Raw genomic sequence first — 25,656 nt, 5'->3', positions numbered from 1 at the left:
TCCGATTAAATTAACCTAATAACCATACGATACGAATGGAATTTTTACATGATAGAAAGTAACAACGCGGAACACACCCCATCCCACATAGTGGCTATAGGTGCATCAGCAGGCGGTTTAGAAGCTTTGGAAAGTTTGTTTGATGCCTTACCTGATGAACTAGGTTGTGCCTACGTTGTGGTTCAACATTTATCTCCTGATTTCAAGAGTATGATGGATGAGTTACTCAAAAAACATACAAACATGCCAACTCATCAAGCAACTGAAGGTGAAACCTTAGTCGCAAACACGGTGTATCTCATTCCTGCTGGTAAATTAATGAGAGTGACTGACGGCAAGATTTATTTGTCAGAATTACCACCAGATAATCGTATCAACCTCCCTATCAATGAATTCTTTAGAACGCTTGCAGAAGACTCGCAAAATAAAGCGGTGGGAATTATCTTATCAGGTACGGGCTCAGATGGTTGTCGTAGTATTCAGGCAATGAAAGAAGCAGGCGCTATGGTTATTGCTCAAGATCCTGAAGAATCACAATTTAACGGGATGCCACAAAATGCAATTAATACAGGCTCCGTAGATTTTGTCCTAAAAGTTGCGGATATGCCAAAGTACATTAAAAACTTTATCTCGCATCCGTTAACGGCTACGACGACTGATAAGTTCAAATTCCACTTATCGCAAAATACAGGTTTATTAGAGCAGATATTAAAGCTTATCCAAAAGCAAACTGACTTGGATTTTAAGGCATACAAAGAATCGACTGTCTCACGCCGTATTGAACACAGAATGAGTATTAACAATAAACTGTCTTTACAAGAATATTGGGAATACCTGCAAGAAAATGAAAAAGAAATTGAACTCGTTAAACAAGATTTATTGATTGGTGTGACGCAGTTCTTCCGCGATAAAGAACTGTGGGACAAAGTTAAAGAAGAAGTGGTGAAACCGCTTGTCCTGGAATCTACCCCTAAAGATCCTATTCGTGTTTGGTGTACTGGTTGTTCTACTGGTGAAGAAGCTTATACCATCGCGATGCTATTTGACAGCACCATCAAAGAGCTCGGCTTAGAACGTCAAATTAAGGTTTTTGCTAGTGATATCGACCAAACTGCAGTTGCTTATGCTGCTATCGGTGTCTATCCTACCGGGATCTCAAATGAAGTCCCTAGTAAATATCTCAGCAATTATTTCCACACACTTTCTGATGGTAATTACCAAGTGACGAAAGAGCTGCGTTCTTTAGTCGTTTTGGCGACACACAACGTAATTCAAGATCCACCGTTTTCTAATATGGATTTAGTAAGTTGTCGTAACACGCTAATTTATTTACAAACACCTGCTCAGCAAAAGGCCCTTGCCTTTTTCCATTTTGCCTTGAAAAAGAACGGTTATATGGTTCTGGGTAGTGCTGAATCACCAGGAAACTTTTCAAACTATTTCCACACCATTGATTCAAAACTTCGGATTTACCAAAAAACCCAAGATTTACGTATCCCGGTATCATCCATTACCACTCAAGGGATCCGCCGTGGTGGCTATGAGCCAAAAACTATTCCACAGTATATAGAGCGTATTAATAAACGTACTATTAAACCACGTAACCGGCTAGTAGGTATAAAGTCTCTACAAGATCGTTATATCCCCCCTACGTTCATTATTGATACAAAGTTAGAGTTAGTTTACAGCTACGGAGATACGTCTTACTTCACCACGAAATTAAAACCAGGTGAAGTGACTAAAGACGTTGCTGACATTCTAATACCTGAACTGACGTCTCATGTACTTTCAGCTGCACATCAAGTAATACGTGAAGACAAAGGCGTATTGATGGAAAGTGTGGCGACTGAGACCGATGATAACGGTAAGATTACTTCATACGGTTTGAATTGTTTTACATTCACAGAAGACGACGAAGTTGAAAAATATATCGCTATCAGTTTTGTCGAAGAAAATCATACAAGTCGCGTCTCTGCTGACGTGGTTTATACTCCGGAAGAACAAACTGAACAACGTATCCTTGAATTGGATTCTTCATTAGTAGAATGTCAGCGCATGTACCGCGAAGCACTTGAAGACCTAGATACGACGAGTGAAGAATTACAGTCTAGTAACGAAGAACTGATGGCTGCTAACGAAGAACTACAATCGACGAACGAAGAACTTCAGTCAGTTAATGAAGAGTTGTATACCGTAAACAGCGAATATCAACAAAAAATCGTCGAGTTAACAGAGACGAATAACGATTTAGAAAACCTCTTAACAGCAACAGAACTCGCTGTTCTGTTCTTGGATTCTGAATTGCGTATTCGTCGTTACACAAGACCATTAACTAACTTCCTTAACATTATGGATTTCGATTTGAACCGTCCATTTATGGATCTGTCGTTGAAGTTTGATTTTGATGGCCTTCATGACCTTATTAAGCAAGTTAATGAAGGGGCTGGTCCTATCCATAAAGTATTGGAAACGAAAGACAGTTTACAAATTGAAATTTCTATCAGCCCGTATACCATTGGTAAAAACAATAACGGTGTCGTTGTCTCGATGAGAGAAGTCAAATAGTAAGTCTGTAGATAGATATGGATTTTAGTAATATAATCAAAAGGTAACTCATTGTTACCTTTTTTTTTGGGAATTATAAATAGTTTTACATGTATCGATATCTTTTAAGATGCATGACTAAATTTTTTTAGTTAGGGAATATGTTTCATGTCACACCAAATTTGGGATCAACGTTACCAACCGCGCAATAACATCCGAGATGGCGATCATCGCAGTGCGGCACAACGTGACAAAGCTAGAGTCCTTCATTCAGCTGCGTTTCGTCGTCTTCAAGCGAAAACACAGATCCACGGGATCGGTATGAGTGATTTTTATCGTACTCGATTAACACACTCACTAGAAGCCGCTCAAGTAGGTTCTGGCATTACAGAACAACTCGCACAAAAGTATCCACAACCTGCTGAATCCATTTTAGGCATTGATGGCCATCTCATCGAAACGATTTGTTTAGCGCATGATATTGGGCATCCTCCTTTTGGGCATGGTGGTGAAATTGCTTTAAACTATGTGATGCGTAATGATGGTGGATACGAAGGAAATGCCCAGACGTTTAGAATTGTGACTCAGCTCGAACCCTATACTCAGCAAAACGGCATGAACCTCAGTCGACGTACATTACTAGGTTTAATTAAATATCCAAACTTTATCAATACCTTAAATACAGGCTATCCCGAATGTACAGCGCACAATACAAAAGATGTCCGAACACATGATTACGTTCCGCCTAAAGGCCTCTATGACTGTGATAATACTGTTTTTGAATGGTTACTCTCTGCTGTAGATCCAGGTGACAAAGAACTTTTTATGTCTTATGTTAGTCAAGACAATAAACATCATAAAACATTGTTTAAAAGCTTTGATTGCTCTGTGATGGAGCTTGCAGATGATATTGCTTATGGCGTGCATGACTTAGAAGATGCCATTGTCTTGAATAAGGTAACATTTGCAAGCTTCCAACGAGAAATCGTAAAGCCTATCCAAGAGCACAACGCGACGAAACTTTCCCAACGTATTCATTCTCTTGCAATAGAGTTATTTACCGAAGAAAGTTACCGCAGAAAAAATGCAATTGGTGCGATTGTGAATAACTTTATTACAGCCATTGAAATTCATAAACAAGAAAAGTTCAAAACGAATTTGCTAGATTATCAAGCTGTGTTACCTGCCGATGATATGCGTGAATTATTACTCTTTAAGAACTTTGTCCATCGACATGTCATACAAAACACAGAAGTGCAAATCTTGCGCTACAAAGGTCAACAGATCGTCATAGAACTCTACAAAGCCTTTAATAGTGACCCACAACGCTTATTACCACCTAATACGCGAAGAAGGTGGGAGAATGCACAAGATATTGGCTTAGAAAAAAGGATAATAGCTGATTATATCGCCGGTATGACAGACGAATATGCCAGCCGTATGCATCGTGATTTATTTTTAAGTAGTTAAATACTGCACTATGACCTAAGAAAAAAAGCTTAGATTACTATTGACTGTTCAAATATACAGTACTATATTGCAGATACTGTTTATTTATACAGTTAATGGTAATAAGTTGTTTTTTGATATGAGAGGTCAATATGAACACAACCACAGCAAGCACAAAAACCACAAGAGCTACTACAAATAATGTAGCAGGATATAGAACGTCACAAGTCGCCCTATATCAACTACCAAGTCATAATACGAGTACAACAAGTACAGCTAGTCTTCGCACCACAAAGACATTAACTGCTGATCTAACTAGCCACACTTGGTCACTCCAGCAGACGCCTAACTATTCCAAAAGTCTTAATGCGTTAAAAACACGTGTCGAATCGATAAAGAAATGGCGTTATTTACTCAGTGATAGTTTGACATTTAGCGACCAAACCCATGCAATTAGAATTCAAAAACCACCACAGTCCATGGTGATGGATTACTGCAAAAAATTGTTATGTGCGGCACAGCTCAAAGAGTTGTTTATTGAAAACCATGAATTTACTGTTGCGCAAAAAGAAGAATTGGTCGAGTTAGCTAAAAACAACAATGTATCGGTTATATTACTCAATGTTGAGCAGGGATATCACAGAAATGTTATAAGTGGCCCTTGGTTACAATAACTCATGGGTGAAAATACAAATATATCGTGTTAGGGCTTGGCACTCTCTTCAACCCACTCATTCATTTCGCAAAAGGATTTAAAGCGTTGATGAGGCTCAGACAGAATTAAATAATCAACTGCGTATACTGAACACAATATTAAAATAAAGTTTTCCGGCACCTGCTCATGTGGACAGACCTCTTCAGTTGGTGAATCTGTTCCAACTTCTGTATGACGGGGGCCACAACTTTGTGCCAAATCTAATTTTTGATTGTCTATGAAGGATTGTTTAGACGCAACAGACAAGTTTTGCCACATTTGCTGTCTTAACCCTGCCTCATTATCGGTACTACCAACAAGCTGAGTGTGAACGCTCAAACGGTATTGTTCTCTTGTCTTTGGGAAATACCAACAGATCTCTGACTCTTGTGCATATTGTAAAGCACGATATTTATCCGAGTCTTTTTCTGTGATGCATTGTAAAACATGTGAGTCTTCGACAAAGCCCCTAAACACGACCGTTCTATTTTGTACTCCTAATACAGGAGCATGGGTTGCTATCTGGATGTATTTACTTTCTGGTTTACTTCTAGAAACATGTAAGCTTCTGGCCAAGCGTTGTCGCCATTCAGGGAATATAAAACTCACAGCTTAGGCTCGCTTGACGTGTTTAAATAGGCGATAAAAATTTTCCGTCGTCGCTTTCGCTAATTCAGCCGTAGAGATCCCACGAAGTTCTGCAATAAATTCCCCTACTTCAACTACATAACCTGGCTGATTAGGTTTTCCTCTATAAGGAACTGGAGCGAGCCATGGTGAATCTGTTTCAATGAGTAAGCGATCCAACGGAATAGCTTTAGCGACTGCTTGTAATTCAGTCGCGGTTTTAAACGTCACAATGCCAGAAATCGAAATATAAAAGCCAAGCTCTAATGCTTGTTCTGCCATTTCTAGAGATTCAGTAAAACAATGTAACACACCAATAGTGTTAGCTTTACCATGCTCTTTAAGAATATTAATAGTGTCTTCTCTAGCATTGCGTGTATGGATAATTAGCGGTTTATCAAGTTCGGCTGCTACATTAATATGATCGATAAAACTCTGTTTTTGTACCCCTATCGTTTCTTGAGAGTGATAGTAATCTAAGCCCGTCTCGCCAATTGCGACGACTTTATCACTACTGCCATATTCTAACAGTGTGTCATAGTCGGTCATATCCTCATCATAACAAGGATGTACTCCACAGCTAACCGAGACATTCGTAAAATGTTCAACTCTACTTAGCATCTGCGGATAGTCTTTTACGTTTATTGCTACACACAGCATATGCTCAACACCACGAGTTGCAGCAAAATCAATTTTTTGAGCTAACTCAACCGCATCATCGGTCAACTTGTCTAAATGGCAATGAGAATCTACGAACATATACAAGTACTCTTGGAAATAAATTAAACAGTTATATCGGTATACAAAAACGCAAAAGTATTCGGTCTATCGCAACATCATCACTGAGACAGTAATTCAGAAAGCAATAAGGCTTTGTTGATACCTGCATGGTGCATTTTACTTGCAGTCAAGGTGGATAGTTTAAGCTTTTGTGCAAAATAGGTATAGTCCGCAGTGCCCATTTTTAACTTCGTTTGCTGTAAATAATAGTGTTGAAGCCAGCCAATACACTCGATTGCTTTACTTTGCCATTTTTGTCCAAAATGTAATGGTAGCAAATTACCTGTTTGGATAGCTTGGATATCGTCTGAAAATTCAGCAAAAGTGAGACCTGAGCTATCCTCTAATGCAGCTAAAACCTTAAAAGGTGTAGCATATGCATTCACTAGTGCTTCATTAGCCGATAAATTATGTTCAGTGGTTAACCAAGATTGGATCTCTGATACCGATGCTAGGGGTAAGGTTAATTTCTCGCAACGACTCAGAATAGTCGGCAATAAACGAGCAGAACTTGCCGACAAAATAATAAAAGTATTGTTAGTGGGTTCTTCTAGTGTTTTTAATAACGCATTAGCAGCAGATTCCGTCATCGTATCAGCAGCATGAATAATCAAGCACTTGTTTTGTTGTAACTGTGCATGTCCTTGCAATTTTTCAAGTCCTTGACGAACATCGTCAACACCAATTTGCTTATCACTTTGAATCATATAAAAATCTGGATGACTACCTGCGGCAAACAACTGACAACTTTGACAAGTACCACAACGACTGTGTTTAGATTGGCACAGAATGGCCTGGGCAAGTTCGGGAAGGTAAGCGTGTTTACCTAAACCACTTGGACCACTGAGTAACAAAGCATGATGTAATTTATGTGACTGTAAACGTGCTATTAATTGTGCATCGATTGCGCTAAACCAACTTAACATACACTGCCCTTGGGAGTTTCATCCGCAGTCAGATGTGGAGTAGTTGAATGCGGTTCAGCAGCGTTATTAATGGTTTGAGTGGCAATAAATTGTTCAACGACGCTTTGTACATCTGCTTGTACTTTAGCCATTGCTTGTTCGGCATTAATGAGTACACTTTTCGAGGCGTTGGTACGCACTAATTGTAAATACATCTCACGACAACGTGCAAAAAAAGCCTCACCGGCTAACTCAATACGATCCAATGCTCCTCTCGAAGCCGCTCTGGCTAAACCGATTTTGGGATCAATGTCCAAGTAAATAGTAAAATCAGGCTCAAATTCACCCATAGTGATCTGCTTTAAGGCGCTCAAGTCAGCCAAGTCAATCTCTCGCCCTCCTCCTTGGTAAGCTATCGATGACCAATCGTGACGATCAGCAATCACCCATGTACCACGAGCCAATTCCGGTTTTATGATGTTGTTCACCAGTTGACTTCGAGCGGCATACATCAATAACAATTCCGTAGATTGTGCAATGGGCTCTTGCCAGTCTTGTTTTACACACTCTCGAATAGCTTCAGCCATCGGTGTGCCGCCAGGCTCTCTAGTTGTAATAAAATCGATATCTGCTGCGGCAAGTGTCTCCTTTATGATAGCAATCGCCGAGCTTTTCCCTGCCCCTTCTAAACCTTCGATAACAATAAACTTTCCTGTCATTAGCACTCTCTTATGGCTTGGTTAATTGATATTTTTTTACCGCTTTATTATGTGCTGCGAGAGTTTTAGAAAACTCATGCGTACCATCGCCCCTAGCAACAAAATATAACGCATCGGTTTGCTCAGGTGCTAAAACCGCTTTGATACTCGCCAAACTAGGGTTAGCAATAGGAGTTGGTGTCAACCCATTGATGCGATAAGTATTATAGGGCGTTTTGGCCCGTAAGTCTGCATAAGTAATGTCCCCATTAAAACTTGGGCCTATACCATAAATAATCGTGGGATCCGTCTGTAAACGCATATTTTTTGCTAAACGACTGAGAAAAACACCAGCAATAATAGGTCTTTCTTTGGCTGTACCCGTTTCTTTTTCAACGATAGACGCAAGTGTTAATAATTCATGTTCGTTGTGAATAAATTTAGGTAATGTAAACTCGGACATCAGCGCTTTTAGTTGCTGTCTTTGCTTAGCATAAGCAGCAAATAAGATATCAGAGGCTTTGGCTTGATGGGCATATGCATAAGTGTCTGGCGCAAAATACCCTTCTCTTATCGTCATTTGATGATGTTTTGATAAAGGGGTAAATTGATACTCAAACGCATCATGATCATAGCTGACATCAATTATAATATCGCCGGTTGCTGCCATTTGTTCCAGCCATTGCCAAACAGTAAATCCTTCAACTAACGTGATCTTGTGTTCAACAACATGACCAACATGCAGTTTTTGTACAAAATTTAATAATGTCATTCCTATGGATAACTGATACCAACCTTGCTGTATGTTGGCTAATTTAGGATTAGATTTGATCCATACACTCTGCCAAAAAGAGGGTTCAATCACTTCTTTTTCAGCTAACTCACGCAAAACAGAAGTCATATTAGCGCCTGGCTTCACCTCGAAGAATTGTTCATCTTGGACAATTAGTGAGGTCTGGGGGACAGCACTGACACGCCACAAAGCACCTAATAAGATAAAGATCAATAAGACACTTAATACAATAGCTATTTTACTGAGTGAATAGATTTTCATAGTGTCCTTATTTTTAGCTTTAGTTTTATATTGGCAATAATATCAGTTTGGCTGCTTTACAAGCATTATGAATGAGTTGCTAAAAAGAGAGCAACTTGGTTTTGTAAAATAGATACCGCTGAATTATCGAATTCTATAGACCTGGTGCACTCTTTTACTGCGGTAGCGTTTACTACTGGGTCTTCATGAACGATAACCTTATCGACCCTAACTATACCGCGTACGGCATTACACATGAAGACACTTTCCGCTGCCAATAATGCAGATAACGGAAAGGAACCAACCTGACAAGCAGCACCGGCGGTGTCTAATGTGTCCAAAATACACGCTCTAAATGTCCCAGCGACTCCTGAGTCATTAAGATCAGGGGTGAACCACTGATTGTCTTTGTACCAGAATAAATTCGCCGAGCTAGTTTCTATAACATGTTGAAATTCGTCCAAGCAGATAACATCCGTTGTACCAAGCTCTTCCGCGCAGCATTTGAATAACACTTGTTCTACACGACTTATATGTTTGGTACCGGCTAGTGCAGGTTGACGACTAATCGGAAAAGAGGCAATCGATAAAGAAACTGGCTCAGAAAAATGTGGCGGAATGGTATGTTGAGTTAAGGTGATGTTGGGAGCACTGACACCTGATACCCCATAACCTCTACCACCTGTGCCACGACTGATGTGAATTTTGATAATACCATGGTGCAGTTTGCTTGAGATGTCAGATAACGCCGCAGATAAGGCTGTTTTATCTGTAGCAGTAAACGGGATACGAAGCTTGCATGTATCATGCTCTAAACGTGCCAAATGATAAGCGAGTAGCTGTATGTTTTGATCCACACATAACATGGTGGTAAAGCATCCATCACCATAATTGAATGCTCTATCACCAATGAGTGTTTCTTGATATAGATTAAACGTAGCAGCCATTGTTATTACCTTCACAATCTGAGTCCCAGACAAGCCCTATGACTTTATACTTAATTACCCAGAATTGTTAGACATTCAACCTATATTTTTCTAAATAATAAGCTACCGTTAGTCCCACCAAAACCAAACGAGTTACACAGAGCATAGTCAGCATTAAATGCCTGTGCTTTATGTGGCACTAAGTTAAGGTCACATTTTTCACCTGGATTGTCTAAGTTAATCGTTGGTGGGGCGATTTGTTCTTGTAACGCTTTTATGGTGAAAATAGCTTCAACCGAACCCGCTGCACCCAGTAAATGACCAATCATGGATTTAGTTGAACTGACTAATATTGCATCAGCATGTGCACCAAAAATGCTTCTAACTGCTGCGATTTCAGCAATATCGCCTGCCGGAGTAGACGTACCATGTGCATTTATGTATCCCACTAGCTCTGGAGCAATAGCGGCATCATTTATCGCATTTTGCATCGCATCTGCTGCACCTTCACCGTTTTCAGGTGGTGAGGTCATATGATAAGCATCACCAGACATACCAAAACCAGATAATTCAGCGTAAATAGTCGCACCACGTGCAACTGCATGTTCATATTCTTCTAGTACGACAACACCAGCGCCCTCACCCATAACAAATCCGTCTCTAGCTTCATCCCATGGACGAGATGCTTGCTGAGGGTTTTCATTGTTAGTTGATAAAGCACGAGCTGAGCCAAATCCAGCAATCGCAAGTGGTGTAATCGTGGATTCTGCACCGCCTGTCACCATCACATCAGCATCACCATAAGCAATCGCTCGGGCGCCAATGCCAATATTATGCACACCTGTTGTGCAGGCTGTTACTACATTTAGGTTAGGCCCTTTCAAGCCACGCATAATCGATAAGAAACCAGAAACCATGTTAGTAATTGTCGATGGCACGAAAAATGGCGATACACGACGTGGACCTGAATTAACTAGTTTCGTGTGGTTTTCTTCAATTAATGGTAAACCACCAATCCCTGAACCAATAGCAACACCGACTCGTTTAGCATTTGCATCAGTAATCTCCAAACCACTATCATCTAGTGCTTGCATACCTGCAGCAATACCTAGTTGGATAAAGCGGTCCATCTTTTTTGTTTCTTTTTTATCAATATACTGTGTTGGATCAAAATCTTTTATTTCGCCAGCAATCTTAGTGGAGTATGCAGTGGTATCAAAATAAGTGATTTCACCAATCCCTGACACACCAGCTTTAATGTTTGCCCATGTGGAATCAACATCATTACCGACAGGTGAAATACACCCTAATCCAGTTACTACAACACGACGTTTAGCCATGAATAAACTCCTAAAATGACTTAATAATTATTTTCATACAGAAACAAAAAACGGCCCATTAAGAGCCGTTTTCAAACACTAATCAAACTTATGCGTCGTTAGCGTTGATGTAGTCAATCGCAGATTGAACAGTAGTTATTTTCTCTGCTTCTTCATCTGGGATCTCAGTGTCAAACTCGTCTTCTAAAGCCATAACAAGTTCAACTGTATCTAAAGAGTCAGCGCCTAAATCATCAACAAAAGATGCTTCTGATTTTACTTCTTCTTCTTTAACACCAAGTTGCTCGATGATAATTTTTTTTACGCGTTCTTCGATATTGCTCATTTTAAATCTTCCTAATATAGGTGGAAATTAATTTCCGTTATTTTAATTTTCTATCAGCCTCGATGCAAGTAAGAATTTTACATGCCATCGTGGTCAAACCACATAAGTGCTTAATATGGTGTGTTTTTAGTAATTTCACAACAAATAAGCATATATTTTTAATAATAAGGCTAAATACTAGCCCATGTACATACCACCATTCACATGAATGGTTTCACCGGTAATGTAAGCAGCTGCTGGACTGGCTAAAAATGCAACAGTTGCAGCAATTTCTTCTGGTTGTCCTAGACGGTTAGCAGGAACATCTTTAAAGATAGCTTCTTTTTGTTCATCGGTAAGAATTTTTGTCATATCAGTATCAATAAAACCAGGCGCAACAACATTCACAGTGATATTTCTGGAAGCAACCTCTTTTGCCATAGACTTACTAAAACCTATCACACCCGCTTTAGCTGCAGCATAATTTGCTTGACCAGGATTGCCCGTACTTCCGACTACAGAACCAATATTGATGATACGGCCGTTGCGTTTTTTCATCATGCCACGTAGGACCGCTTTGGATAAAGCAAAAATAGATGTTAAGTTAGTAGCAATAATGGCTGACCATTCATCATCTTTCATACGCATTAATAAGTTATCGCGTGTGATCCCTGCATTGTTTACCAAGACCTCAACCGCACCGTACTCTTTAGTAATAGTGGTAATCAAATCATCAATAGCACCCTCTGCTGTCACATTGAGGACCATGCCGATACCTTGACCATCTAAGTATTCGGTAATTGCCGCCGCGCCATTCTCACTCGTTGCTGTTCCAATGACGAAACTGTCTTCACTAGTTAACGCTAATGCAGTCGCTTTACCAATACCACGAGATGCGCCCGTGACTAATATAATTTTTTTATCCATTATCATTCTCTGTAGATTATTTAACGACTTAAGCGTCGGCTAGATCAGCAGGTTGATTAACACTGCGGTAAGCAAGTGTTTTATCAATGCGTTTATTTAAACCCGTCAGTACCTTACCTGGACCAATTTCCCATGCTTCAGTAACGCCTAATGCAGCAAACCCAGAAACGGTTTGGGTCCACTGTACTGGACAGTATAACTGACGTACCAGTGCATCTTTAATCGCACTCACGGCAGACTCTGTTTTTACATCAACATTGTTTACCACCGGAATAGTCGGAGTGCTGAACGTTATGGTGTCTAATAAATCAGCAAGTTGTTGCGCCGCAGGAGCCATTAATTCACAATGAGAAGGGACCGAAACAGCTAGTGGTAATGCGCGTTTTGCACCTGCTTCTTTACACGCTGCGCCGGCTTGTTCCGCAGCATTTTTCGTACCCGCAATAACGACTTGACCAGGTGAGTTAAAGTTAACCGCAGCAACAACTTCACCGGTATTTTGTGCAACGTCTTTGCATATATCAATAATCGCTTGGTCGTCTAAACCAATAATTGCATACATTGCCCCGGTACCTGCTGGAACAGCCGTTTGCATGAATTCACCACGTGCACGCACGAGTTTCACAGCATCAGACAAAGTCAATACATCGGCACACACTAACGCGGAATACTCGCCTAAACTATGTCCGGCAAGCACCGTTGGCGTAAATGGCTGCTGTGCTTGTAACACACGGTAAACCGCGACACTTGCAGTCAACAATGCAGGTTGGGTAACGTCTGTTTGATTTAATTTGTCATCAGGATCGTTTTGTACCAGATCCCATAAATCGTAACCTAAAGCAGCACTTGCCTCAGCAAATGTAGCTTCAACTTCAGAATAACTTGCAGCGAGTTCTGCTAGCATGCCTTTATTTTGAGAGCCTTGACCAGGGAAGACGCAAGCAATATTTTGTGACATTCTTTAATCCTATTAATATTTTACAAGTGCTGAAGCCCAGGCAAAACCACCACCAAAAGCTTCAAGTAATAAATGTTGTCCACGTTGAATACGGCCGTCCTTGATAGCAGCATCTAATGCCGTAGGTACCGTAGCAGCGGAAGTATTCCCATAACGTTCTAGGGTCATCACCACTTGGTCAAGTGACATGTCTAATTTTTTGGCGGTCGCTTTTATAATTCTAAAATTTGCTTGGTGTGGAACGAGCCAATCCAAATCAGATTTTTGCATATTGTTCGCAGCTAAAGTTTGTTCAACGACTTCAGAAAGTTTTGTAACTGCTACTTTAAACACTTCATTGCCTTTCATGCTACCCCAGTTAGCATGCACTGAAGCTTCATCACCTCGGGTTGGATTTCCTACTTTTAATAAATCTCCATAGGAACCAGCTGCGTGGATATGCGTAGATAAAATACCTGGCTCTTCTGATGCTTCAATAATGGTAGCACCTGCACCGTCGCCGAATAGAATGACCATACTGCGGTCTTCTGGATCAACTAGACGAGATAAACAATCCGTACCGATCACTAAGATTCGTTTTGCCATGCCAGATTTAATGTACTGATCAGCAACACTTAAAGCATAACAATAACCGGCGCAGGCAGCAGCCACATCAAATGCAGGAATGCCATCAACATCGAGAATTTTTTGGATTTCACAAGCTGTACTTGGCAGAGAATGTGCACCAGAGGTAGTCGCACACACAATCATATCTAGAGAAGATTTATCAATACCCGCGTGTTCAATAGCTACTTTAGCGGCTTCTGCCCCCATAGTGGCAGCGGTTTCATCGGCACCTATAATACGGCGCTCTTTAATACCAGTACGATCCGTAATCCACTCATCGGTCGTATCAACCATATTTTCTAAGTCTGCATTGCTGCGTATTTCACTTGGGAAATAACTCCCCGTTCCAATAAATCGTGAATACATGTTTTATTTTACTCCAGCATAATGCTTTCAATAGTTGTTCTAATTGTTTCAGGCACTTGCTGTTCAACCTCATCAATCGCTTGTTTGATAGCGTGAAAAAATGCATGACCTGTAGCATTGCCGTGGCTTTTAACCACAATCCCTTGCAATCCTATCAAACTCGCGCCGTTGTACTGGTCGGGTTTCATTTTGAGAAAGATACGTTTTAAGAGAGGTAAAGCAATTGCTGCTAATATTCGATTCTTCAAAGACTGGTTAGAAACTCGTTTGACCTCAGATAACATAAGCTTTAAAAGGCCTTCACTCGATTTCAATGCAACGTTACCCGTAAAGCCATCGGTGACGACAACATCGGCTTTATTCGCAAAAATATCATGGCCTTCAACATACCCAATATAGTGAATATTTGATGATTGTTTGAGCAAATCATTAGCAGCTTTAATTTGTGCATTGCCTTTAATGTTTTCTTCACCAACGTTGAGTAACGCAACACGTGGACGTGGAATATGTTCAACTTTATTAGCTAACACTGAGCCCATAACGGCATTTTGCAACAACGTCTCTGCGTCATTATTTACGTTTGCCCCTAAATCCAACAGCCATACTTTTTCTTTCCCCAAAGTAGGTAATGCACTGACTAAGGCGGGACGGTCAATACCGGGTAATGTTTTTAAAATATAGGAGGCTAATGCAAAGAGAGCGCCGGTATTACCTGCGCTCACACACGCATCAGCTTTACCTGTTGCAACACATTCAATAGCACGTCGCATGGACGCATCTTTTTTACGTCGCAAAACGAAACTAGGTTTGTCAGACATGCTGATGACTTCTTGACAATGCAAAACAGTAATTCGTTTAGCAAAGGAGGGTTTCACTTCGGCTAAGACTCGATTTATGGTTAGAGCATCACCGCAAATGATGAGTTGAAGTTGGGGATAAGTTTGCAGTGCAGAAATTGCACCAGAAAGAATAATGGAGGGAGGGTTATCTCCCCCCATTACATCTAACGCTATGGTTAGTAAAGACATTGTCGCGCTTAGTCAGCGATGACTTTTTTGCCTTTATAGAAACCATCTGCAGTCACATGGTGACGACGATGAGTTTCACCTGATGTTTGATCAACAGACAATGTAGAACCTGTTAATGCATCATGTGAACGACGCATACCACGCTTAGATCGTGTTTTACGATTTTGCTGAACTGCCATAATTTACTCCTGGTCTCGCTTAAGTTTTTGTAAAACCGCAAAAGGGTTTTCTCGCTCTTGTTCCGGTTTGAGTTTACCGAATTTCATATCGTCTTCTTTTACCGTACACACATCCTCTGCATGGAGTGATACGATAGGTAAAGAAATAATCAACTCATCCTCAAATAATTGTAGCAGATTCACTTCTCCATGTTCATCTACTTCAACCGGTTCGTAAGCTTCTGGTAACTCCAGTGCGTCTAATTCATTCCCCTGCACGGGTGTGAAATTAAAATCGACGTGAACCGGATGCCCATAAGGCTTGTTACACCGTTGGCAAATAAGCTCTGCCGTAGTTTCTAACGTACCGTGAAATAAAGTAAGACCCTGCGCGTCTTTTGTAAACTTAACCTCTACATGAACGTTATCAGCTCCAGCATAAATTGCATCAAGCCATCTAGGCATATCTTTAGCCACCACAATCCCTGAGTATTCAGAGCGTTTGGTTGCTGTTTTGATAGGGTCTAGGCGCTTTGGCAATTTTACTTTTTGCATAACGCGCGCAGTTTAATGTGTTGTGTGGCAATAGTCAAAGGATATTAGCGCTATTAATGGAGGCTTACGCATAGTTTATTAACACATTCTCTAGATTTACCGATAGAATAAAAAAAATGACAAAATAAGGTCGCACAATGTCTGTACAGCAAAAACTTATTCTAGCTTCATCTTCCAAATACCGACAAAGCTTAATGCACAAGCTTGGGTTAGCGTTTGATAGCATCGCGCCACACATTGATGAAACACCAGAACACAATGAAGGGCCTGCCGCACTGGTTTCTCGGCTAGCAAAACAGAAAGCGTTAGCAGTCGCGGAAAGTCACCCGGACGCAATCATTATTGCCAGTGACCAAGTCGCATGCTTAAACGATAGTATTTTGACCAAACCCCTAACGGCTCCTAATGCGCATGCCCAACTGTCACGTTGTAGCGGACAAACGGTAACGTTTTACACCAGTTTAGCCGTATATAATGGACCGACAAACCACATGGATATTATAGTGGAGCCTTATATTGTCGGTTTCAAAACTCTGACAGACGAACAAATTGCGTTCTATATCGAACAGGAAAAACCATTGGATTGTGCAGGGAGTTTTAAATGCGAAGGGCTCGGCATTGCATTATTTTCCTTCCTCAATGGGAAAGACTTTAATACCTTGATTGGCTTACCTTTAATTGAGCTGACACGATTACTCGAAAAAAATGGAGTTGATGTGCTTAAACGAGGCGCTTAAGTAATGTGAATTAAACATAGCGCAGCAGTTCCAACGGTTCATGAATAATTGCTAAAGGCTTATGCACTTGGATTTGTTCGACTGAGTGCACCCCATAACTCACCCCTATCCGATCCATCCCAATCGCTTCTGCCATTTGCATATCATAGCTAGTATCACCAACCATTAAACAATCCTCAGGTGCTAATCCTTGGCGTGTTAAAATTTGCTGCAACATATCTGGATCTGGTTTGGAATGTGCTTCATCAGCACAGCAAGAATCAATAAAATAGTGTCCTGTAGCAGAGTTTTCCCAGGCTCTATGCAACCCTCGCCTAGCCTTGCCAGTGGCTACTGCTAACCGCGTATGCGGATGTAGTTGCGTTAATAACTCTTTGGCACCAGCAAATAGCGGACAAGGTGTCTGGTCATGCTCGATAAATGCAGTTTTATAATTGGCCGTTATTTCGTTAATTTTTGCTTCATCAACCAAATTAAATAACTGAGCAATAGCAGGTTTAAGACTAATACCGATAATGTGCGAGACGGCCGCGTGTGTCGGTATTGCTATATCACTCATACGAGCAGCGATTTGCATGGTGTTAACAATCTTGTTAACAGAGTCCATTACGGTACCGTCCCAATCAAAAATTACACAGCGATAACGAGTCATAGCTTGTGTAACCTTTGGAGCACTCCATGGATGTGCTTATCGTATTTAGCTTTAAACGTCACCTGCTCCCCGGTACCTGGGTGCACAAAACTAATCGCAGCCGCGTGCAAAAATAACCGTTGCAAACCCGTATTATGAGTCAATTCTTGACTGCTATCCGTGGCATATTTAGGATCACCTAGTATTGGGTGACCGGCATGCAAACTGTGTACTCGGATTTGGTGAGTCCGCCCAGTTATGGGGGAAGCTTCAACTAACGTTAATTCAGGTAGGACTGATGCTTGATGCAAACGATACTGCTCTAAAATACGATAACGGGTTTCACTGTCTTTCCCGTTTGGGTCAACATTGACAATACGTTCACCTGATTTTAAGACATTCTTTTGTAGCGCCGTTTTGACTTTAAAACGATTTTCAGGCCAAGCACCACAGACTAGCGCGTGATAACGCTTCTGCATTTTCTTTTCACGCAGTTGTTCATGAAGGTGTCGCAGAGCTGAACGTTTTTTGGCAACCAATAAAATACCAGATGTTTCTCGGTCAATACGATGAACTAACTCCATGAACTTTTGTTCTGGACGCAAAGCTCGCAAACCTTCAATCAATCCAAAAGAAAGCCCACTTCCACCATGTACCGCAATTCCTGATGGTTTGTTAATCACCATAATTCGATCGTCTTCGTGGATAATACACTGTTCTAACTGGGCCACTTTTGATAATTTAGGATTTACAGGTGCCGCTTCTTCAGATACTCGTACTGGCGGAACGCGAACTAAATCATTTGCCTGGATTTTATATTCAGGTTTCACACGCTTCTTATTTACGCGCACTTCTCCTTTACGAAGAATACGGTAAAGCATGCTTTTAGGGACACCTTTAAGGTGTAATTTGAGGAAGTTATCTATACGTTGACCGGCATAATCTTCATCCACGGTCACGAACTTCACTTGAGGTTTTATAATATCTGTCATGTGCTTATATTACCGTAGGTATCGATAAATGGATATATATTTACTCCAAGCCTTGTTAAATCTTGCAGTATGCACAAATAAACGGCATAATAAACAGGTTAATAGTTTGCCTGCACAAAAAGCAAAATTAACAGCGATAAAAAGTAAAGAAAACCTAATTGGTGAGTGTTAAAAACACACTCTTATCGCACAACATTGAGCACACAATAATTGTTATTTAAACACCTATGAAAGTGTGTATTACAAACATTTTGCTCGCACAAAAAAGAATTTATAAGCATAGTAAATATCCAATTTCTTTACTCAGCGCGATTGACGCATGAACATGATAAAAAGAAGCTGCTACTGTGTTTAACAAGACAATATGAATAGTACGCCCCCTTAGTTAAAGCCTAAACTGCTGACTAGGGCTCGAAGATTGCTGTAACTACCAATATTAACATTGTATTGGGGTTTTCACTTATGTTTTTGTACTGACCACTAAGCCCTACATGGCTCGTCTCTTAATTCTCAATTTGTGCCAGCAAATTTATGAGATTATAAAAATGAAAAGAATGCTAATTAACGCCACGCAATCAGAAGAGTTGCGTGTTGCACTGGTTAATGGTCAAAAACTTTACGACCTTGACATCGAAAGTCCTGGTCATGAACAAAAGAAAGCAAACATCTATAAAGGTACCATAACTCGCGTAGAGCCTAGTCTTGAAGCTGCTTTTGTTGATTATGGTGCAGACCGACATGGTTTCTTGCCCCTTAAAGAAATCGCTCGTAATTACTTCCCCAAAGGCTACACATTCGAAGGTCGTCCTGACATTAAAGATGCCGTCAAAGAAGGCCAAGAAGTTATCGTACAAATCGATAAAGAAGAACGTGGTCAAAAAGGTGCAGCCTTAACTACTTTCGTTTCTCTAGCGGGAAGTTACCTAGTATTAATGCCAAACAATCCTAGAGCTGGTGGTATTTCTCGTCGTATCGAAGGGGATGAAAGAACACAGTTAAAACAAGCTTTAGATCAATTAGAACTGCCAAAGGGAATGGGACTTATTGTCCGTACTGCTGGGGTAGGCAAATCCTATGAAGAACTAGCATGGGATTTAAAAGTATTATTAACGCATTGGGAAGCGGTATCAAATGTTGCTGATGAGCGCCCTGCTCCATTTCTGATTCATCAGGAAAGTAATGTTATCGTCCGCGCTATTCGTGATTATTTACGTCGCGATGTGGGTGAAATTGTCATCGACAGCCCCAAAATATATGAGCAAGCGCTACAACACATTAAGTTAGTTCGCCCTGATTTCGCGAACCGTGTAAAGCAATACTCTGGTGATGTGCCTCTGTTTAGTCATTATCAAATTGAGACCCAAATTGAATCTGCTTTCCAACGTGAAGTGCGCTTACCATCTGGCGGGTCTATTGTTATTGACCCAACTGAAGCATTAACGTCCATTGATATAAACTCAGCTAGAGCGACCAAAGGTGGCGACATTGAGGAAACTGCGTTCAACACAAACTTGGAAGCAGCAGAAGAAATCGCACGACAATTAAGACTAAGAGATTTAGGTGGATTGGTCGTGATTGATTTCATCGATATGTCAGTCAACAAACACCAGCGTGAAGTCGAAAACCGCATGAAAGATTCCGTAAGTGGGGATCGTGCACGTGTCCAAATTGGGCGTATTTCACGCTTCGGTTTATTGGAAATGTCCCGTCAACGTTTACGCCCTTCTTTGGGTGATTCGGCTCATAATGTTTGTCCCCGTTGCTCCGGTCACGGTACCGTTCGAGGCACAGAGTCTCTAGCATTATCAGTATTGCGTATCATTGAAGAAGAATGTATCAAGGACAATACTGGTCAAGTAGAAGCCCAATTACCAGTGGATGTCGCAACATATATCCTCAATGAAAAACGCAGTGCTTTACGCTTAGTTGAAGAACGCAACAAAGTGGATGTGCTAGTGTTACCTAACGTAAACCTTACCACACCGCATTTCCAAATCACCCGTCGTCGTCCAGAAGAAAAAGTATCTGACATTAGCTATACGTTAGCACTGGCAGAATCTTCAGAGCACATTCAGGAGCAAGCACAAGCAGCGCCTGTCAAACGTGAAGAACCTGCTTTACAAGGTATGACTGCGCCGGCAACTGCAGCGCCACAGCCTGTGGCTACGCCAAAAACAACGGGAATAATTGCCACACTACTCGCGTGGATCAGCAGTGTCTTTGGACCAAAACCTGAACCCAAGAAGAAAGGTAAAGGTCGTCCACAGAACCGTAACCGCAATGGTCAAAACCGTAACCGTAATCAGCGCAACCGCAACCAACGTGGTCGTAACCAGTCTGCTGATGACAAAGACAATACAACGGCGGGTAACAAAGCGGCTAAGGATGAAAATAAACGTCCGAGTAAACCACGTCGCCAAAACAAAAAGCCTCAGTCAGAAGTGAAAACTGACCAAAATACTGAGGCAAGTGCTGAAAATAATGCAGCACCAAAAGAGCGTCGTAAACGCCGTGACAATCGAAAATCAGTTCGAGTAAAGCAGACTGAAGATGCCGCTCCAGAAACGACTGAACAGGCACAAGAAACTGACACTGTGACAACAGATGTTGTGAATGAAGCGCCAGTACAAAAAGCAGATAGTGATAATCAAGAAAAACGCGGTCGTTCTCGTCGCAGTCCACGTCACAATCGAGCCGCAGGACAAAAGCGTAAACAAGAACAAGACGCAGTTGAAGGCAATACGCAACCTGAGCAATCAGAAACAGCTGTTACAGCAAAATCGGAAGTTAGCGCAGATGCAGTAGATGCTAACGTAGCAGCTGAAAACAAAGCAACACCTTCAGTCACTAGAACAACGGAAGACAGAGTGATTACCGCACAATCAGAGCTGCCGTTGGATGTTGTTGAAAATGTCCCGACACAAGAAGCTGTTGATTTAATCAAAGATATTGAAGCGGCTGAACAACAGCAAATTTCTCTAGATATCGATGAAGTCAAAACAGAAGAAGTTTGTCTGACTGCTGAATCTGAGCAATTAGTGGAAACCTCAGTAGCAGCTATTGATGCTGCAAATAATGCGATTGAAGCATCTGAAGATGCCATTGCTGATTTGCATGCAAGCAAGCAAAACGAAAGGCAGGCAGAAGAGACTATTGCAAAAGTAACCGTGATAGACGAATCCGAGACGCCTGTACCAGCTGAGCCAGCCGCAGAAGTTCAGGAAAGTAGTACTGCGGTGGTTGAAGAAGCGCCCGTAAGTGCTCCAGTAATCGTTACTGAAGACGCCAATACAGCAGTATCCTCTCCAGTAGTTGTCACATCAATGACAACTGTCAAACGCCGTGCATCACACCCGACAACATTACCCACTGCTAGTGCAGATGAGATTGGTGAAATTGTGATCAACGCCATGGCGAGTAGTGCTCGTGAATCTGTTGGTAAAACAGATAAGCAAGCTAACATGGAAAGTGCCGCTAGCCGAGCAACAGCACCTACGACTTTACCGCCAGAAAGTGCTTAATGGTAAAATCTGAAATATAAAAACGCTCAATTGAGCGTTTTTTTTTATCTGAATCTTTTCTTTAATTGATGACTTACGCCGACAGTGACTGAGCTATCTCATATAGTTTGGGCTTATAGAGATCTGACTATATTTAAGTTCTTTTACAGTAGGAAGCAGCTTCGAATTCATAAACATTCATCGCGATATGTGGCACTTCTGGGAATAACTCAGTTAGCCTATGTACGATAGCTTTAGATAATTCAGCTTTCTGTAAAACAGTTCTGCCCGACATGATATGAGCAAATACGTGAATAAAGGGACTATTTACGATGCCGCCTACAGTAGATGTAGGATAGGCATTCATACGAACCTTGATATCTTGGGGGTTAAATAACTCAGTGGCCTGGGCCACCTTATGCAGTTCCTGAAAAAGAAAATCTTCGTTGTATTCAGCTGCAATTTCAGCGGTGCATTCAATAATAAAGTGTGGCATCTATTACCACACTAAATCATCAGGAATATCGTAGTCAGCATACCAATGGTCTTGCTCTGTGGTAGCTTCGTCAACGGTATCATCTGCTCTATATACAATAAACTCAGGTAATCGCTGAGCAATTTTATCCGCTACTGGCGTTGGTATTAAGACATATCCATCAGCATGCTTAGCAATCGCTAATCTAGCTTGCACGACAAGCTTTTGTGTTGCTTCTGTGACATACATCCGTTTGACAAAGTTCTCATCCGTGAAATTTAAAGGAATATCCCCTTCTTTATAAGTTTGTATATTACTTTGTATCAACTGTTTGACTTGTGCTACCAGTTCTTTTTGCTCTCGCAAACGGGCTTGTTCTGCAGCAAGCTGGGCATCTTTTTCTTTTTTAGCCTGAATAGCAGCCTCGGCTGCTAGTTTAGCTTCATCGACAACTTCGACCTTTTGGGTTTGTTGCAGTTTTTTAGCTTTATGTTTTTGCCTTTTTATCTTCTTTGCATCAGATTTTTTGGCTAAACCTGCATTTAATAACTGATCTTGTAAACTTGCCATAATGAGATTCTACTTCTTAGCTGTCTTTTTCGCCGCTGGTTTTTTTGCCGCTTTTTTAGCTGGCTTTTTTGCAGTGCGTTTATCTTCTTCTACCCACTTACCATTTTGGTACCAAGCCGCCCATCCAGAGGCTTTTCCTCCTTCTTTCTCCGACATCACGTATTGTTGCTTAGTTTTACGCGAGTAGCGAACAATCGCAGGCGACCCATCTGGATCGGCCAAGGGAGCATCAGCCAAGTAATAAAATTTTGGCGAGATACGGTCTCTGTATTGCTTTAATTCAGCAACCAGAGGTGCTCGTGTTTCCCGTGATTTAGGGAAATCGTGAGCCGCAAGGAAAATACCGGAAGCACCATCTCGTAACACAAAATACGCATCTGACTTGGCACATGGTAATTCTGGAATGTGTACAGGATCTTCTTTAGGAGGAGCCGCTTCTCCGTTACGCAATAATTTACGAGTATTTTTACAAGCCTCATTAGTACAGCCAAAATATTTGCCAAATCGACCATTTTTAAGTTCCATATTGGCACTACATTTATCACATTCTAACAAAGGACCGTCGTAACCTTTAATCTTGAAAGTCCCTGTTTCAATTTCAGTACCGGGACAATTTGGCGTGTTACCACACACGTGCAATTTACGTGTTTCATCAACCAAATAGCTATCCATCGCAGTGTCACATAATGGACAACGATGTTTTGCTCGTAAGATTTCAGTTTCTAAATCATCTTCATCGGCAACCTTAACGGCTTCTTCTCCCGGTGTGAGATTCATCGTATTAGTACAACGTTCTTTGGGTGGTAAGTTATACCCAGAGCAGCCCAGAAAAACCCCCGTACTCGCCGTACGAATATTCATTGGTCTGTCACCCGTACAATCCGGATGCTGACAAATGACATCGATTGGTACGGCAGTATTTAATAACATTCCACCTGCTTCTGGCTCTTTTTCCGCCGTTAATAGTTGCGTATAAAACTCATCGTAAAAACCATTTAGAACATCTTTCCAACGCTTTTCACCATGCGCAATATCATCCAAGCGTTGTTCCATTTTCGCTGTAAAATCAAAAGACATAAGATCAGAAAAATTATCTGACAATCTATCAGTGACTATTTCGCCCATTTTTTCAGCATAAAAACGCTTGCTTTCAAGGCGGACATAACCACGATCTTGTATGGTTGAAATAATACTCGCGTAGGTTGATGGACGACCAATACCACGTTTTTCAAGTTCTTTTACCAATGATGCTTCATTAAAACGAGCAATAGGCTTGGTAAAATGCTGCTTCGGCTCTAAAGCTTGGAGGTTTAACACATCACCAGGTTGTAAATCAGGTAACAGTAAATCTTCATCACCTTTCTTTTTAACCTGTGGTTGCACACGTGTCCAACCATCAAATTTTAATACTCTGCCTTTGGCCGTTAATTCAAAAGCGCCGGCTGCCACACGCAATGTAGTGGAGTCATACTTCGCTGGCATCATCTGACACGCAACAAATTGACGCCATATCAGCTCATATAGACGCTGTGCGTCACGTTCCATTTCTTTTAATGAATCTGCCTTAACTTTTACATTGGATGGCCTGATGGCTTCGTGAGCTTCTTGTGCATTTTCTTTTGCACCATAACTCATAGGTCCTTTGGGTAAATATTGTTGCCCAAAATTATCATTAATATAATCGCGTGCGCTATTGACAGCTTCTGCACTTAAATTTGTTGAATCGGTTCGCATATACGTGATGTGACCAGCTTCATATAAGCGTTGTGCCATCATCATCGTCTTTTTCACACCAAAACCCAAACGAGTAGACGCTGCTTGTTGTAAAGTAGACGTAATAAAAGGTGCTGAAGGACGTGACGTCGTTGGTCTCGAATCTCGTGCAGTCACTTTAAATTGTTGCTTTTCTAGCGTAGCAACCGCTGTATCAGTCTGAGCTTTGTTGGTCGGTCTAAACGTTTTGTCGTGTTCTTTAGCCACCAACATACGAATATCTTGAGTGACGTTTTTCACGCTGCTGTTTTGTAATTGGGCATGGACATCCCAAAACTCTTCCGGCTGAAAAGCTTTGATTTCACGCTCGCGTTCCACCACCAGTTTGACCGCAACTGATTGCACTCGTCCTGCAGACAAACCTCGAGCAACTTTTTTCCACAACAACGGAGACAGCATAAAGCCAACGACTCGGTCAAGAAAACGTCGAGCTTGTTGAGCATTGACTCGGTTAATATCTAACTCACCAGGTGCGGCAAAGGCATCTTGAATAGCTGATTTGGTAATTTCGTTAAACACAACACGCTGAAAGGTTTTACCTTTACCATCCAATAATTCCTGGAGATGCCAAGCAATCGCCTCTCCCTCTCTATCCAAATCCGTTGCGAGGTAAATCGTGTCAGCATCTTTTGCTAATTTTTTGAGTTCACTCACGACCTTTTCTTTGCCTTGCAAGATTTGGTAGTGCGCATGCCAATCGTTTTCTGGATCGATTCCCATGCGATCAACAAGCTTCATATATTCGTGTTTACGCAAATAATCTGCTTTCTTTTTGTCTGACCACGTTTTCAATTCTTTGGCAGGTATTTTAGGTTCTACATTGCCCAAAGCTTTGGTCGGTAAATCACGGATATGACCAACACTCGATTTAACAATAAAATCTTTACCTAGATATTTATTAATCGTTTTTGCTTTAGCTGGTGATTCCACGATCACTAATGATTTTGCCATGTTTAAAGGTAATCCTTTGAAATGCTTGGAAAAAACCGTCTTATAACGGCTATATTGAAGATGATTACTTAGCTATCCCTTATTAAGATATATCTAGAAACTGCATATAAAACAAGATTTTCTTCATAC

24 protein-coding genes are annotated in these 25,656 nt (G+C 41.1%); 5 read left to right on the top strand and 19 right to left on the bottom strand.

The features are described from left to right. Positions 1–48 precede the first annotated feature (48 nt). From NLF92_RS00185 to NLF92_RS00175, 3 genes are all read left to right on the top strand, one after another. Positions 49–2,565 (top strand): chemotaxis protein CheB, encoded by a 2,517-nt coding sequence (locus tag NLF92_RS00185; protein ID WP_254097642.1) that lies wholly within the window; start codon positions 49–51, stop codon positions 2,563–2,565. A 147-nt stretch (positions 2,566–2,712) separates the two neighbouring features. Further along, positions 2,713–4,014, top strand: coding sequence for an anti-phage deoxyguanosine triphosphatase (locus NLF92_RS00180; RefSeq protein ID WP_254097640.1), 1,302 nt, complete (start codon positions 2,713–2,715; stop codon positions 4,012–4,014). 131 nt (positions 4,015–4,145) lie between these two features. Further along, positions 4,146–4,667, top strand: coding sequence for a hypothetical protein (locus tag NLF92_RS00175; RefSeq protein WP_254097638.1), 522 nt, complete (start codon positions 4,146–4,148; stop codon positions 4,665–4,667). 29 nt (positions 4,668–4,696) lie between these two features. Here the strand turns inward: NLF92_RS00175 and NLF92_RS00170 are convergent, their stop codons facing one another. From NLF92_RS00170 to yceD, 14 genes are all read right to left on the bottom strand, one after another. Continuing rightward, positions 4,697–5,296 carry a hypothetical protein gene (locus NLF92_RS00170; RefSeq protein ID WP_254097636.1) on the bottom strand — a complete coding sequence of 200 codons (600 nt, stop codon included), beginning with the start codon at positions 5,294–5,296 and terminating at the stop codon, positions 4,697–4,699. 3 nt (positions 5,297–5,299) lie between these two features. Further along, positions 5,300–6,073 (bottom strand): TatD family hydrolase, encoded by a 774-nt coding sequence (locus NLF92_RS00165; protein ID WP_254097634.1) that lies wholly within the window; start codon positions 6,071–6,073, stop codon positions 5,300–5,302. Between the two features lie 80 nt (positions 6,074–6,153). Continuing rightward, positions 6,154–7,020 (bottom strand): DNA polymerase III subunit delta', encoded by an 867-nt coding sequence (locus NLF92_RS00160; RefSeq protein WP_254097632.1) that lies wholly within the window; start codon positions 7,018–7,020, stop codon positions 6,154–6,156. Continuing rightward, the gene (gene tmk, locus NLF92_RS00155) at positions 7,014–7,718 is read right to left on the bottom strand and encodes a dTMP kinase (protein WP_254097630.1); all 705 of its coding nucleotides are present in this window, start codon (positions 7,716–7,718) and stop codon (positions 7,014–7,016) included. The genes NLF92_RS00160 and tmk overlap by 7 nt, the downstream gene beginning before the upstream one ends. 10 nt (positions 7,719–7,728) lie before the next feature. Beyond that, positions 7,729–8,751 (bottom strand): endolytic transglycosylase MltG, encoded by a 1,023-nt coding sequence (gene mltG, locus NLF92_RS00150; RefSeq protein WP_254097628.1) that lies wholly within the window; start codon positions 8,749–8,751, stop codon positions 7,729–7,731. A 65-nt stretch (positions 8,752–8,816) separates the two neighbouring features. Beyond that, positions 8,817–9,677, bottom strand: a complete 861-nt coding sequence (gene pabC / locus NLF92_RS00145; protein WP_254097626.1) for an aminodeoxychorismate lyase — start codon at positions 9,675–9,677, stop codon at positions 8,817–8,819. An 80-nt stretch (positions 9,678–9,757) separates the two neighbouring features. Next, entirely contained in the window at positions 9,758–10,996 is a 1,239-nt protein-coding gene (gene fabF, locus NLF92_RS00140) for a beta-ketoacyl-ACP synthase II (protein WP_254097624.1), read from the bottom strand. A gap of 88 nt (positions 10,997–11,084) precedes the next feature. Next, a complete protein-coding gene (gene acpP / locus NLF92_RS00135) occupies positions 11,085–11,321 on the bottom strand; it encodes an acyl carrier protein (protein WP_254097622.1) in 237 nt (78 codons plus the stop codon). 177 nt (positions 11,322–11,498) lie between these two features. Beyond that, positions 11,499–12,233: a 3-oxoacyl-ACP reductase FabG gene (gene fabG, locus NLF92_RS00130; RefSeq protein ID WP_254097620.1), complete on the bottom strand. Its 735-nt coding sequence runs from the start codon at positions 12,231–12,233 to the stop codon at positions 11,499–11,501. A 22-nt stretch (positions 12,234–12,255) separates the two neighbouring features. Beyond that, positions 12,256–13,185, bottom strand: a complete 930-nt coding sequence (fabD, locus tag NLF92_RS00125) for an ACP S-malonyltransferase (RefSeq protein WP_254097618.1) — start codon at positions 13,183–13,185, stop codon at positions 12,256–12,258. 12 nt (positions 13,186–13,197) lie between these two features. Beyond that, positions 13,198–14,157, bottom strand: coding sequence for a beta-ketoacyl-ACP synthase III (locus tag NLF92_RS00120; protein ID WP_254097616.1), 960 nt, complete (start codon positions 14,155–14,157; stop codon positions 13,198–13,200). An 8-nt stretch (positions 14,158–14,165) separates the two neighbouring features. Then, a complete protein-coding gene (gene plsX, locus NLF92_RS00115) occupies positions 14,166–15,185 on the bottom strand; it encodes a phosphate acyltransferase PlsX (RefSeq protein WP_254097614.1) in 1,020 nt (339 codons plus the stop codon). 8 nt (positions 15,186–15,193) lie between these two features. Beyond that, positions 15,194–15,364, bottom strand: a complete 171-nt coding sequence (gene rpmF, locus NLF92_RS00110) for a 50S ribosomal protein L32 (RefSeq protein ID WP_254097612.1) — start codon at positions 15,362–15,364, stop codon at positions 15,194–15,196. Between the two features lie 3 nt (positions 15,365–15,367). Further along, on the bottom strand, positions 15,368–15,898 hold the full coding sequence (gene yceD, locus NLF92_RS00105; RefSeq protein ID WP_254097610.1) for a 23S rRNA accumulation protein YceD: 531 nt from the start codon (positions 15,896–15,898) through the stop codon (positions 15,368–15,370). Between the two features lie 137 nt (positions 15,899–16,035). Here yceD and NLF92_RS00100 point away from each other — a divergent pair, with 137 nt between their 5' ends. Then, positions 16,036–16,635: a Maf family protein gene (locus NLF92_RS00100; protein ID WP_254097608.1), complete on the top strand. Its 600-nt coding sequence runs from the start codon at positions 16,036–16,038 to the stop codon at positions 16,633–16,635. A gap of 10 nt (positions 16,636–16,645) precedes the next feature. Here NLF92_RS00100 and NLF92_RS00095 read toward each other — a convergent pair whose 3' ends face one another. Continuing rightward, positions 16,646–17,287: an HAD-IA family hydrolase gene (locus NLF92_RS00095; RefSeq protein WP_254097606.1), complete on the bottom strand. Its 642-nt coding sequence runs from the start codon at positions 17,285–17,287 to the stop codon at positions 16,646–16,648. After that, entirely contained in the window at positions 17,284–18,258 is a 975-nt protein-coding gene (rluC, locus tag NLF92_RS00090) for a 23S rRNA pseudouridine(955/2504/2580) synthase RluC (RefSeq protein ID WP_254097604.1), read from the bottom strand. Before rluC ends, NLF92_RS00095 begins: the two co-directional genes overlap by 4 nt. 545 nt (positions 18,259–18,803) lie before the next feature. Here rluC and rne point away from each other — a divergent pair. Further along, positions 18,804–21,779, top strand: coding sequence for a ribonuclease E (rne, locus tag NLF92_RS00085; protein ID WP_254097602.1), 2,976 nt, complete (start codon positions 18,804–18,806; stop codon positions 21,777–21,779). Positions 21,780–21,912: 133 nt separating this feature from the next. Here rne and NLF92_RS00080 read toward each other — a convergent pair whose 3' ends face one another. From NLF92_RS00080 to topA, 3 genes are read right to left on the bottom strand one after another with little or no spacing between them, the layout of a single operon-like run. Next, positions 21,913–22,254 carry a 5-carboxymethyl-2-hydroxymuconate Delta-isomerase gene (locus NLF92_RS00080; protein ID WP_254097600.1) on the bottom strand — a complete coding sequence of 114 codons (342 nt, stop codon included), beginning with the start codon at positions 22,252–22,254 and terminating at the stop codon, positions 21,913–21,915. Between the two features lie 3 nt (positions 22,255–22,257). Further along, positions 22,258–22,803, bottom strand: a complete 546-nt coding sequence (locus NLF92_RS00075) for a DUF2058 domain-containing protein (RefSeq protein WP_254097598.1) — start codon at positions 22,801–22,803, stop codon at positions 22,258–22,260. A gap of 9 nt (positions 22,804–22,812) precedes the next feature. Further along, complete coding sequence (topA, locus tag NLF92_RS00070; protein ID WP_254097596.1) at positions 22,813–25,527, bottom strand: type I DNA topoisomerase; 2,715 nt, start codon at positions 25,525–25,527, stop codon at positions 22,813–22,815. Between the last annotated feature and the right edge of the window lie 129 nt (positions 25,528–25,656).

Origin of the sequence: Opacimonas viscosa (genome assembly GCF_024199005.1) — a bacterium.
GTDB lineage: Bacteria > Pseudomonadota > Gammaproteobacteria > Enterobacterales > Alteromonadaceae > Opacimonas > Opacimonas viscosa.
Note: the sequence above shows the minus strand (reverse complement) of the source record. Positions and strands in the feature narration are given on the sequence as shown.